This is a genomic window from Paenibacillus sp. Z6-24 (assembly GCF_054161335.1).
Window position 1 is genome coordinate 2,897,404 of the sequence record NZ_CP096398.1, and the last position, 12,084, is coordinate 2,909,487.

10 protein-coding genes and 1 riboswitch are annotated in these 12,084 nt (G+C 51.7%); of the genes, 1 reads left to right on the forward strand and 9 read right to left on the reverse strand.

The features are described 5' to 3' along the window. Positions 1–108: 108 nt before the first annotated feature. The 8 genes from M1D61_RS12445 to pxpB all read right to left on the reverse strand — a co-directional run bounded on the left by M1D61_RS12445 (position 109) and on the right by pxpB (position 8,872). Entirely contained in the window at positions 109–660 is a 552-nt protein-coding gene (locus M1D61_RS12445; protein ID WP_458118870.1) for an N-acetyltransferase family protein, read from the reverse strand. After that, complete coding sequence (yqeK, locus tag M1D61_RS12450; protein WP_458118871.1) at positions 660–1,865, reverse strand: bis(5'-nucleosyl)-tetraphosphatase (symmetrical) YqeK; 1,206 nt, start codon at positions 1,863–1,865, stop codon at positions 660–662. Before yqeK ends, M1D61_RS12445 begins: the two co-directional genes overlap by 1 nt. A gap of 512 nt (positions 1,866–2,377) precedes the next feature. Then, on the reverse strand, positions 2,378–4,072 hold the full coding sequence (locus tag M1D61_RS12455) for a M3 family oligoendopeptidase (protein ID WP_458118872.1): 1,695 nt from the start codon (positions 4,070–4,072) through the stop codon (positions 2,378–2,380). Positions 4,073–4,288: 216 nt separating this feature from the next. Further along, the gene (locus tag M1D61_RS12460) at positions 4,289–5,239 is read right to left on the reverse strand and encodes a TRM11 family SAM-dependent methyltransferase (protein WP_458122500.1); all 951 of its coding nucleotides are present in this window, start codon (positions 5,237–5,239) and stop codon (positions 4,289–4,291) included. Between the two features lie 152 nt (positions 5,240–5,391). After that, on the reverse strand, positions 5,392–6,258 hold the full coding sequence (locus M1D61_RS12465; protein WP_458118874.1) for a DMT family transporter: 867 nt from the start codon (positions 6,256–6,258) through the stop codon (positions 5,392–5,394). A 15-nt stretch (positions 6,259–6,273) separates the two neighbouring features. Further along, on the reverse strand, positions 6,274–7,041 hold the full coding sequence (locus M1D61_RS12470) for a LamB/YcsF family protein (RefSeq protein WP_458118875.1): 768 nt from the start codon (positions 7,039–7,041) through the stop codon (positions 6,274–6,276). Between the two features lie 23 nt (positions 7,042–7,064). Further along, complete coding sequence (locus tag M1D61_RS12475; protein WP_458118877.1) at positions 7,065–8,066, reverse strand: 5-oxoprolinase subunit C family protein; 1,002 nt, start codon at positions 8,064–8,066, stop codon at positions 7,065–7,067. Next, the gene (gene pxpB / locus M1D61_RS12480; RefSeq protein ID WP_458122501.1) at positions 8,063–8,872 is read right to left on the reverse strand and encodes a 5-oxoprolinase subunit PxpB; all 810 of its coding nucleotides are present in this window, start codon (positions 8,870–8,872) and stop codon (positions 8,063–8,065) included. The genes M1D61_RS12475 and pxpB overlap by 4 nt, the downstream gene beginning before the upstream one ends. Before the next feature lie 96 nt (positions 8,873–8,968). Between pxpB and M1D61_RS12485 the strand changes: the two genes are divergently transcribed. Continuing rightward, positions 8,969–9,814 carry an alpha/beta hydrolase family protein gene (locus M1D61_RS12485; RefSeq protein WP_458118878.1) on the forward strand — a complete coding sequence of 282 codons (846 nt, stop codon included), beginning with the start codon at positions 8,969–8,971 and terminating at the stop codon, positions 9,812–9,814. A 216-nt stretch (positions 9,815–10,030) separates the two neighbouring features. Here M1D61_RS12485 and M1D61_RS12490 read toward each other — a convergent pair whose 3' ends face one another. Further along, positions 10,031–11,494 carry an NAD(P)/FAD-dependent oxidoreductase gene (locus tag M1D61_RS12490; protein ID WP_458118879.1) on the reverse strand — a complete coding sequence of 488 codons (1,464 nt, stop codon included), beginning with the start codon at positions 11,492–11,494 and terminating at the stop codon, positions 10,031–10,033. A gap of 180 nt (positions 11,495–11,674) precedes the next feature. Further along, positions 11,675–11,774, reverse strand: a riboswitch (purine riboswitch). Positions 11,775–12,084 lie beyond the last annotated feature (310 nt).

A 12,084-nucleotide genomic window follows, 5' to 3' on the forward strand; every position in this document is an offset into this window, starting at 1 on the left:
CGGAGAATCGTATATTCTGCCCTCTTGCTCCGCCAGCAGAAGTTCCAGCAAATTGGATGATTACATTTCCCCACGCCTGTCTTATATGCCTGTTAAATTCCTGTGCACTTATGGAATGAGGACATTCAGATCTTTCCAGCCCAGCGTGACTTCCCTGTGCAGTCTGCCTCCGATCCTGATCGTTTGTTCCGACAGAGGCATCGCACCCAGATGACGGTAAAAGCCCACAGCCGGGTTATCTTTTAAAGCCTCGATAATCGCAGCCCGGTATCCCCCTTCATACAGCAGACGGGTCATATGCTGAAGCAGAGCACGCCCATAACCATTGTTCTGTACAGATTGCAGCAAATAGAGTGCATAGAACTCGGCATCATATTGATGATGCACTACACGCTGGCGGTTGGCTCCGCCGCTGATAAAGCCGGTGATCTCCCCCTGCTGCTCCAGCACGAGAATATAACGTCTGGACTCCGGTTCGCCCAGACTCCTGGCCCAGCCCTCTTCCCGCTGGGTAACAGATAACTGCTGCAAAAATTCCGCCTCCATCATACCAGCATAGGTCGTCTGCCAGCTGCTCACATGTACACGGGCAATGCCGTATTCATCACCGGGGCAGGCAGGACGAATAATGTGGTTATCCCTGTGTCCATCCTTCATCATCACAACTCCATTCCACGGAAATGCGCTGCGGATTGCTGCTGCCAGCAGTAATAACCCATCCGGTAAAAATCCGCCAGATCGCTGCGCCCCGTATTGCGGAAACGCTTAACTGCTTCCTTGATGTCCACCACATCCACCCGGACCACCTGTTCTCCACCCGGAGGATTGAGCGGCGCGCCCTGCAGCCTTACCTGTCCATATCCAGCCAGACGGATAAAATGCGGATGTGGAATATACGGGCGGTACGGCAAAGGTGCAGCAGATTCACAATGGAAATAACCAAATACCTGGTAATCCAGCAGCATACCTCCCATCTCCTCTTCCACTTCTCGCTGCAGCGCATCCAGATAGAGCTCGTCCTCTTCCAGTGTCCCGCCTGGCAGTTCCCAACGCCCATCTTCCAGCTGGATCATGACCAAGCGATCGCCCACCATCGGGACAATGGACACATTGCTGATCAGCGCTGTATTCAGTCCGGCAGGATCGATCCGATCATGAAAACGGGCGGTCACCGGTCCCCAGTGAATATTCGCCGACAGCGCCGGCAGTGTTCCCAGGTACTGGCGGTTTTGCAGCGTTATTCGGGCTGCAATCAGCCATGGATGCAGTACGGGAATGCTTGCGGTATCCGTCCATACATGCTCCAGATAGATCTGCACAGCTTCTTCCAGAGAACGGTCTGCTGCTTCGTTCATCCGATGTATAGCGTCACAGGATGCCCAGGAAAGCTTATCTGCGGCAAATAGCAGCTGATCCATTATTTCCATGTCTGCGCGAAGTGTAGTATGGCAGCCAACCGCGTTTAGCAGCTGCGGCTCCTTCAGCAGAAATACCTTTTCAATCAGCCGGCGGGACAACTGCTGGTGCAGAAGATAGGGCACTTTCCTTTCTTCCGGCAGGATCGGGAACCCATAGCGAGCAGCCAGTGTTAATTTATGCTCATCCGGAATAACGGTGGCAATGTCATGCAGCCAGCCGCCCAGCAGCGCGATCCGGGCATTCAGCCCATGCTGCTCTGCCAGCTGTATCGCCCGAGTAGCGACCTGGTCGCAGTGTAACCAGGTTGCGGGCTTCTTATTATGTATAAAAAAGCGCTCCAGATATCCGGGTAGTGTCTCACCCTCCTGCAGAACCGGAAAGTATATTTCCAGTTCTGCAGGGATATGGATCTGCCCGAGCGGATAATCTTCGTTGTGGTATACCACAGTCATCCTTCTCTCTGTAAGTTCGATTTAATCAACTTCATGAAGCATGACCCACTTATGGTTATGATGCTATCTGTTTACCGAACAGGCTTATTATTAAAATAGCTTTTTACCATCTCCTATGCAAGTTTGGGACGGCGATAGGCATCGACGATATCTTTGACCCGGGAAGGTCAACTGTATCCGTAGAATCCATCCGCTCCAGACACGAATACGGGTCAGTCTACAAATCTGCTTCTGATTGCGTTCCCAACTTTGCGAATTTCTACATGCCATCCAGGTCGATCGTCTTCCTGTATCACATATAAAAAAACAGCCTGCCACCGGATTACTCAGGATTATATCAGAATCCATCGGTCCGGGGACAGGCTGTTTGATTCAATCGGGCGAAAAACCGGCTAACGAGGATTACCCGTTCTATCCCCTTTCCTGCCGGTTATTGTGCATTACAGCCACAACTATCCGTTCGGTTAAGGTCAGGTTCGGTACTCCATTTGATTCGGTACATTCATTTACAGCTTGCTGTCGTCGATGCTGTTCAACCAGTTCTCGATATCACCGATAACGGAAGCGACGCACCCTTCCTGGAATGGTGAGATCAGACCGGCTACTTCCACCAGTCCGGTAAAGGACTTGCTGCCGCCCTGACGGCACAGGTTTACATAGTCTGCCCATGCTGCCGGTTGGTCTTCATTCATCCGTTTCCAGAACTGGAAAGCACAGATTTGCGCCAGCGTATAATCGATATAGTAGAACGGAGCTTCATAGATATGCCCCTGCTTTTGCCAGTAACCGCCGCTTTGCAGATACAAATTGTCGCTCTGATCCCAGAATGGCAGATACTTCTCTTCTACCGCTTTCCAGGCAGCTTTACGCTCGGCCGGAGTCAGCTCCGGGTTGTTATAGATCACATGCTGGAACTCATCCACCGCTACCCCGTAAGGAATAAACAGCAGTCCGCCGGACAGATGATCGAACTTGTACTTGTCCGTATCTTCCTTGAAGAACAGTTCCATCCACGGCCATGTAAAGAACTCCATGCTCATGGAATGAATCTCTGCCGCTTCATAGGTCGGCCAGATGTATTCCGGCACCTCGAAGTGACGGCTCTGATACACCTGGAACGCATGGCCCATCTCGTGTGTCAGTACATCAATATCGCCGGAAGTGCCGTTAAAGTTGGCAAAGATAAACGGGCTCTGGTAGTCGTTCAGGAACGTACAGTATCCGCCGCCCATCTTGCCTTTTTTGCTGAGCAGATCCATCAGTTCATTGTCCTGCAGGAACTTGTAGAACTGGTCGATCTCCGGTGACAGCTCGGAGTACATTTTGGCACCGTTATTGATAATAAAGTCGGCATCCCCTTTTGGTGTCGGGTTACCGGTCGGGAAGCTGTAACTCTGGTCAAAGTAGGACAGACGGTCCACACCAAGGCGGGCACGCTGGCGGTCCTTGAGGCGTGCAGCAGCCGGAACGATATATTCCTGTACCTGCTTGCGGAATGCTTCCACCTGCTCCGGACCATAATCAGTACGGCCCATCCGTGCGTATGCCAATTCCGTAAAGCTGCTGTAACCGAGCTTGCGGGCAATCGCCGTACGGACTTTGACCAGTTCATCATAGATGCGGTCCAACTCTTCGCTGTTCTCCGCCATGAATCCGTAGCGGGCTTCCCCGGCGCGCTGACGCATATCGCGGTCTTTGGACTGCTCGAATGGTGTCAGCTGGGTCAGTGTGCGCTCTTCGCCTTCAAACATGATTTTGGCGGAAGCGATCAGCTGACTGTATGCCGTCGTCAGTTTGTTCTCCTGCTGCAGATCGGCGATGATGTCGGGATGGAACGTTTTCAGTGTCAGTTCAGCAGAAGCGAACAGCTGATGTCCCCATTTCTGTTCCAGTTCACTGCGGAAGCTGGAATTCACCAGTGCTTTGTAATAGCTGTCTATGTATTCCTGGAATACAGGTCCGATCTCATCCATATACTCTTGTTCTGTTTTGTAGAACTCATCATTTGTATTAATGGAATGGCGTACCGAGACGAGCTGTGCCTGGGTGGAGAAACTGTTGAACATTTTGTTGATCTGCGCCATCGCCTGATCCTGCTCGTCAAAGCTGGATGCCTGATTAAACTGCTTCAGCAGCTGATCAAAATCCTTTTTAAGAACATCCATATCCGGACGTTCATACGTAAACTCGCTAAATTTCATAAATGTGCACCTCTCTATCGATAGTCTCGGAATTCCCGGATATATCTATGTTACTAAATTTTACAATAGATGAATAGATTTTTTATCCAATGGTTGAATAAATGGCCCTGACAGAAAGCCACGTTCCGATTAGACAGGCATCGGCGCCGATTCATCATCTGGTAGCTGTCTTTTCCCTGCCATTTGTATACAGAACCTTACCCGGCGAACCGGCAGTTAACGCACCGATTCGCATAACCACAAATAACGGGTAAAATGGCCTTTACGAATATGGCAGACCTCCAGGATCTGCATGCCAGCCTGTTCTATCGATGACTCAATCGCCTCGGTGGAAATGATGAGTACCCGCCCGGCCAGTCTCGCAGCCGAGAGAAGCATGTTCAACCGTTCCTGCTCATTCAGCACCGAGCACAGATTGTAGGGCAGATCGAGAATAAGCGCATCATATCGGCCGGTCAGTTCCCGCATATCAGCCAGACTGACAATATCCGGCATGCCATAGTGTGTCAGATTCTCACGTGCGCCCTGCACTGCCAGCGGATTAAGGTCATATCCTGTTACTGTAATTCCCATGGACATCGCCTCAATCAGCACCGTACCGATGCCGCAGCATGGATCGATCAGCGAAGCTGCGGTGTCAGGTACCGCAATATTGACGGCCGCCCGGGCTACCCGGGTACTGAGCGCTGTGGAATAATGACGCGGCTTGTCATTATGATGGAGCCATACGGCTTCGGAGGCATGGCAGCGGCCGGCTACCCAGCGACCGCCAGCGTACGCCATACCGACCAGCTGCTGCGGCTGCTTCATCTGTGCTTTGCCGATAATATGCATGCCGATCCGGCGCTCCAGCTGCCTTTTCTCATCATAGGTAAATGTCTGTTCAGCATCCAGACTGATTAATTTGAACGTCCGGTTGTTCATATCCAGCTGCTCTACCGCCTGCTCCAGCTGTTCTAGATTCGCGGCTTCACACTGAATATCCAGCCGGTAATGAATAAACGGGCTGCGTCCCGGCGGTATCTCCACCGCACTCTCTACATGACGGGCTTGCGGCTTCTGTCCCAGCAGACAGCGCAACTCTAGATGACACAGTTCCTGTTCGTCTTCATGACAGGCGTAAGTGTAGATATAGCCAAAGGGATCATCGAGAGACCGCAGCGACAGGTCGGTTGATTGGAATAATGGCTGGCTCGCAGCCGGTTGAGTATGGGAATTGGGTTGTGACAATGGTATTCCTCTTTTCCTGACCTTCAGGTCTGTATGCATATTTCCATTTCATTAAAAAATACAATAAACAAATTATTACTATCCGTACATTAACTTTGCTCCTGGGGCTTCATAATATAGAACATCCCGGCAAAGATCAGCATCACTCCGCCCCACTGCCAGCCATCCGGCCGGAAGCCGGTCAGCAGCACATCGAGCAGAATCGCAACCGCCGGATCAACAAAGACAAGTGCCGAGATGATCCGGGTCGGCAAATAACGCACACTGTTATAGAACAGCAAATAAACAATCCCCGTATGAACAAACCCTGTAATAATGGAATACGTCCAGTTCATTTCGCTCAGATTCAGATAGGAAGTCCATGAAATGAATGGCAGCAGCAAAATCATACTGAGCAGCATCTGGATAAATGTCGTCGCATAGACGCTCAGTGTGCGGATACTTTTGCCAAGCAGCATGGTCGCCGCATAGAAAAAGGCCGCAATGATCGCATAGAGCGCACCGGTCAGCTGGAATCCGCCGCCTCCTTGACCAGCTCCCACAATCAGCAGCGTACCGGCAAAGCAGAGCAAAATCGCTCCCAATCCAAGCCAGGTCAGCTTCTCCCGGAAAATTACACTGCCCAGAATCATGGCAATAACCGGCGCCAGATGATACAGAGAGATCGCTACCGTAACCGAAGTCAGCTCAAACGACTTGAACAGAAACACCCAGTTCAGCAGCAGTGTCGTCCCGCAGAGCAGCACAAACACCACTTCCCGGCGCTGCCACACTTCACTACGGTACGTGCCGCTGAACCACCAGACACCACCAATCAGAATAACCGCACAGACGCAGCGCACCCAGACCAGTTCAACTGCAGGCAGCCCTGACAATCCCGAGAAAAAGCCGACCGAGCCAAAAATGGCCATCGACAGAATCAGCTGGACCAGGGCGCTTTTATGTAATGTATTCATGATGTACACTCCGATTTATAAATTGACGGATACCGCCTGTATCACAATATGCTGCTGCTCCAGCTGTACGCGCAGCTCCCGGGCAAACTGTACGGCATGAGCCGCATCTCCGTGCAAGCAGATCGTATCCGCCTGGATCGGTATCTCTGTTCCCTCGGTAGAGATCACCCGGTGCTGCGTAATCATCTGCAGCACCTGGTTCACTGCCAGCTGTGCATCGGTAATGAGTGCACCGGCTGCAGAACGCGGAGTCAGTGTACCATCCTGCTGATAGGTACGATCGGCAAATACTTCACTTGCGACCTGTAGACCCGCACGCTGCCCGGCGCTAATCAGCTCACTGCCAGCCAACCCGTACAAGATCAGTCCCGGATTCACCGCATATACTGCCTGTGCAATCGCATCGGAGAGCGGCGCAGAGACCGCTGCCATATTATAAAGCGCTCCATGCGGCTTGACATGATGCAGACTGCTGCCTTCCTGGCTGGCAAATGCCTGCAGCGCTCCGATCTGGTAGGTGACCATATCATATACTTCTGCCGGGGTGACCTCCATTTGTCTGCGGCCAAATCCGATCAGATCCGGCAGACCCGGATGCGCACCAATCTTCACGCCGTGCGCAACGGCCTGACGTACCGCTGCCCGCATAACCGAAGGATCACCGGCATGGAATCCGCAGGCAATATTGGCAGAAGTGATATTGCCAAACATGGCTTCGTCCACTCCCAGCGTATATACGCCATAGCTCTCCCCCATATCACAATTCAGATCTACCTGATACATATGCACTCCTCCTGTTCCTGATGTCAATGGAGCTCTTTGAGTTTCAGCTCAATCATTTTCTGTAAAATGCGCAGCTCTCTCACCCATATTCCGTACCAGCGCTGTGCCTCCGCAATCGACACCTGTTCAAAGCGGATCGTATGACCGGGAGCGAGCTGTGCCATGACCGACAGATCGAGCGAGATGACCTGGGCGATTTTGGCATAGCCGCCCAGTGTCTGCCGATCCGCCATTAGCACAATCGGCTGACCGTCTGTCGGAACTTGAATCGTACCATGGGCGACCGCTTCCGAGATATAATTTTGCGGCGTCTTCAATTCCAGCGGCGTTCCGGACAGCCGATAGCCCATTCGGTCCGACTGCGGAGTCACCCGATAGCTGTCTTCCAGCAGCGACTGTCGACTGACAGGTGTAAAATCCTCCCACTGGCGACCCGGAAGAATACGAATCACGGGATGACCGGTCTGAGCCGGCAGCAGCAGTCGGCTGACCTGCCACGGTACCGTAGAGATGGAGGAATCATCCATTTTACCGGATGACTCCGGCAGTGCCATTTGTCCTGGCTGAATATGCAGGATATCTCCACTGCGCAGCGCTCTGCCTGCCAGTCCGCCAATGCCTGCCCGCAGATAGGTACTGGCGCTGCCCATAACAGGCGGAATCTGCCAGCCGCCAGATACGGCCAGATAGGCACGGCAGCCGGACTCCACTTTTTTAAAAGACAACCGGCTTCCCTTGCGCACCCATACAGGGCGCCACATCGGCAGCAGTTCGGTATCCACAACCGGTGTCAGCTGACCGCCGGTTACGGCAATCCAGCAGTCTGCCGTAAATTCAGCAACAAAGCCGGTTAGCGTAATTTCCAGCGTCGGTTCATGCCCGGTATTGCCTACCAGCCAGTTGGCGATCAGATGCGCCGGTCGATCCATCGCACCGGACAGGCTGACTCCATACTTGCCATATCCGGTGCGTCCAGTGTCCTGCACCGTTGTCAACAGGCCGGGTTTCTCTATAATGATGCTCATTCGCAGCCTCCTGTCTCGTCTGATCGGGACAAGCCAGCAGACTCCTGCTGCTGCAAACGAACATATTGTTCCGCTGTAATCGGCCGGAATCGAACCCGGTGTCCACTTTCCAGCAGGCTGGGCGGCGAGCCTTCCGGACGAAATAACCGAATCGGTGTACGGCCAATCAGCTGCCAGCCGCCCGGTGTCTCCAGCGGATAAATGCCGGTCTGAGTGCCGGCAATGCCTACCGATCCGGCAGGAATAGTGAGCCTTGGTGTTGCTTTGCGCGGCGCAGCAATCTGCGGCGGCATCCCGCCGAGATAAGGAAATCCAGGAGCAAATCCAATCGCATAGACGGTATATTCGGCTCCTGCGTGAATATGAATAACCTCTGCGGCGGTCAGTCCATTTGCAGCCGCTATCCCATCCAGATCCGGTCCGTATTCTCCTCCGTAACAGACGGGGATCTCCACTATCGTGCTGTCCTGATCAACTTCCGCTGTCACAGCAGCCAGCAGCCGCTGCTCTACCAGCTGACTGACTTTCTCATACACGCCGATATCACCGGAATGACTCATCAAAGACAGTACAGCCAGATCATAATAGACTGCCAGCGTAGTATAGGAAGGAACGCATTCAATCCAGCCGGGAAACGGGTCTTCTTCGATCTGCCGAGCCACCGTCTGGATCACGGCGAGTGTATCTTCCTGAACCCCACTGCCAAATTCGATCAGTACCGCCGAATCGCCCAGCGGGTGTATCGTCCACTCCATCGCACTCATCCCTTTCGCTCCGAGCTGAATATGGTACACTTTATAAGACATTTTATCCATTCATCTATCCCCTGTCGAGCCAATCATAGATTACAAAACTTCAAAATAATGATTTGCTGAAACAATAAACAAAGGTGGTGCAATTCCATGATCTATCAAATTAGCTATATATCGGACATCTACCGGGTCAAAGGATACATGGCATTGCCTTATGGTGTAACAGCGTCTGTTGAACATCTGGCCAACTGGCTCAATTCCTTTTACGGGATCGAGGATCTGGAAGTTCTTCCAATTGCCTGCCCTCTGCGTCCGGCGACCCGACCGGTTACAGAAGGAACCTATCCCGTACTTGTATACTGCCGCGGCGGGATTGGCCGGGTGGGCAGTGTGCGTATGGACTGGCTGGAGCGGTTTGCCCAGCATGGACATATCGTATTTGCTCCCTGCTATCGCGGTGCGGAAGGTGGTCAGGGACGCGATGAATTCGGCGGTGCGGATGTGGAGGATGTGCTGTCCGGTATCCGCTGGCTAAGCCAGCTGCCCTTTACGAATGAACAGCGGATCTCGGTCATGGGCTTTTCCCGTGGTTCGGTCAATGCGGCACTGACCACTGTACAATCCGTTCAGCTACCGATTCATCGGTTGATTCTGTGGGGCGGTGTATCCGATCTGGCTCATACGTATGAGGAGAGAATCGATCTGCGTCGTATGCTCAAACGGGTAGTCGGCGGCTCGACAGGCAAGTACCCCGAGCGGTATGAAGCCCGCTCACCGGCAGCACTGGCAGAACGGATTGATTGTCCTGTGCTAATCATTCACGGGCGGCAGGATCTGCAGGTAGACTTCAGCCATGCTGACCGTATGATCAGACGACTAGAGGAGCTGGACAAGCCATATGATGTACAGATCTATGAAGAGTATGGTCATCATATGCCCGAAGAGGTGCACAAGCAGGCTGTTGCCGCGATGTTTGCGTGGATCGAGCAGGAATAGAATTATAAATACACTTCCGATCACCTGCATCTCACCATATCTTCTTTTGCGAGAAAAAGCTGCCGGAACGCATCCGGCAGCTCTTTTATTTGTGTTATTTTATTTATTTTGGCTGTATTACGATATTAGCTATGCTGGTTACTGCATAACAGGCTAATGAATCGGTTATCAGATTTTCTCCAGACCAGACGCAGTCGTAGATACGATGTTCAAGGTTTAGACGACTGTCGCAGGTACCCGGCTGCTGCTGCCCGTCTTGGTGAACATGCTGCGGGCGATCCATACACCGGCTGCTCCGGCCTGGGCCAGACCACGCGTCACACCCGCACCATCGCCGCCGCAGTACAGTCCATCAATCTCGGTCTCCAGGTTCTCATCCAGCTTGGGACGGGCGGAATAGAATTTGGCTTCCACTCCGTAGAACAGCGTATGCTCGGAAGCAATACCCGGTGTGACGCCTTCCAGCGCCTGTACCATCTCGATCAGACTCTTCATTGTATTGTATGGCAGCACCAGACCGAGATCGCCCGGCACCGCTTCTTTCAGTGTTGGTTCGAGGAATCCTTCCTTGATCCGGTCGGCAGTAGAGCGGCGGCCGCGCAGGATATCGCCGAACTTCTGTACGATAACACCTCCGCTGGACAGATCGTTCGCCCGGCGGCAGATTTCACGGGCATATTCATTCGGCTTGTCAAACGGCTCCGTAAATTTGTGCGACACGAGCAGGGCAAAGTTTGTATTGCGCGAACCGAGCGCCGGATCTTTGAAAGAGTGACCATTGGCCGCCATCACGCCGCTGTGATTCTCGACCACGACATGTCCGGACGGATTGCTGCAAAATGTACGTACCCGTGTACCAACAGATGTATTATAGATAAATTTGCCTTCATACAGATGCTTGTTAATCTCCTGCATGACCACATCGGATGTCTCGACACGCACACCTACATCTACCTGGTTATTATACATTTTCAGGCGGCGTTTTTTGAGGATATCGGTCAGCCAGGCTGAGCCGTCCCGTCCCGGAGCGATCATCACATTCGCGGACTCATAGGTATCTCCCTTTTTGGTTACGATGCCTGTAATTCGGTGCTTGCCGTCTTCCTTGATCGTCAGAATATCTTCCACCTCTGTCTTGTACACCATATCAATCCGGGTGTTCAGATATTCATAAATGGACTTCAGAATCTCCAGATTCTGCTCGGTGCCAAGATGACGCACCTGGGCACGCAGCAGCTTCAGACCGGAAGCGTAACCGCGCTGCTCAATATCCCGGATCACATCTGTCGTTGGGTCCGTGATCATCTCGGTAGCTCCATGTTCCAGATTGATGGAATCCACATATCGGATCAGATCTTCGACCTTGGATGGAGCCAGGTAATCGGTCAGCCAGCCGCCGAACTCCGTCGTAATATTAAATTTGCCATCGCTGTATGCCCCGGCTCCTCCGAAGCCTGCCGTTACCGAACATGCAGGCAGACAGCCGGCAAAGTCCTTTTTCCCTGCGGGCGGCGGGCAGAACTGGATTTTCTCCTGCATAATTGGACAGTTGCGACGATAGATATCATGGCCTTTATCAATCAAAAGGACTTTCCATTCCGGTGCAATCCGTGTCAATTCATAACATGCAAAGATTCCTGCGGGTCCTGCGCCTACTACGATACAATCATATTTTGTCATAATATCCTCCTGATGAGCATAATGCCGGATGGGGTATGTGCAGCCTGATATTTGTATTATACTGCGCGATCCGATTAGATAGATTAATAAGTGAAATTTTCCTTTTAATTACATAAATAATTTTGTTGGATACCTGCTTTGTTCTTCAAACGCAAAAAAATTCCCGGCTTGCGAACAGGTATGCCAAAGCATCCTATCCGTAGCCAGGAATTTGCGGTTCCTTGTAGAGACCCCCAAACCTTATTTTCGGGGATATACGAATATTTAATCGTTATATTATTTGTAATGTACGTCTATAAAGTAGTATTTCAGTGAATCCAGCCGTTTTTATCGGGCCACAGTGGTATATTACCGAAAATTATCCGTATGGTCAAGTGTGAATCCTGAATATAGTTCGGTTTTATGGTGATATAAATTAAAATAAAGGTAATACACTACTCCTATATCCTCATTTAAACGAACCATAATATATAAAATTCAAGTAATCGTTCTCCTATGTAATGACTTCAGCTCATAAAAACACCCTCCACATGAACGTGAAGGGTAGGAAAAAACATATATTTTATTAAAAGTCCTGCAGAATCCATATC

What these genes read in the sequence shown, in the direction of transcription:
- M1D61_RS12445 (WP_458118870.1), bottom strand. Translation starts at nt 660, where the DNA reads ATGATGAAGGATGGACACAGGGATAACCACATTATTCGTCCTGCCTGC.
- M1D61_RS12455 (WP_458118872.1), bottom strand. Translation starts at nt 4,072, where the DNA reads ATGAAATTTAGCGAGTTTACGTATGAACGTCCGGATATGGATGTTCTT.
- M1D61_RS12465 (WP_458118874.1), bottom strand. Translation starts at nt 6,258, where the DNA reads ATGAATACATTACATAAAAGCGCCCTGGTCCAGCTGATTCTGTCGATG.
- M1D61_RS12470 (WP_458118875.1), bottom strand. Translation starts at nt 7,041, where the DNA reads ATGTATCAGGTAGATCTGAATTGTGATATGGGGGAGAGCTATGGCGTA.
- M1D61_RS12475 (WP_458118877.1), bottom strand. Translation starts at nt 8,066, where the DNA reads ATGAGCATCATTATAGAGAAACCCGGCCTGTTGACAACGGTGCAGGAC.
- pxpB (WP_458122501.1), bottom strand. Translation starts at nt 8,872, where the DNA reads ATGTCTTATAAAGTGTACCATATTCAGCTCGGAGCGAAAGGGATGAGT.
- M1D61_RS12485 (WP_458118878.1), top strand. Translation starts at nt 8,969, where the DNA reads ATGATCTATCAAATTAGCTATATATCGGACATCTACCGGGTCAAAGGA.
- M1D61_RS12490 (WP_458118879.1), bottom strand. Translation starts at nt 11,494, where the DNA reads ATGACAAAATATGATTGTATCGTAGTAGGCGCAGGACCCGCAGGAATC.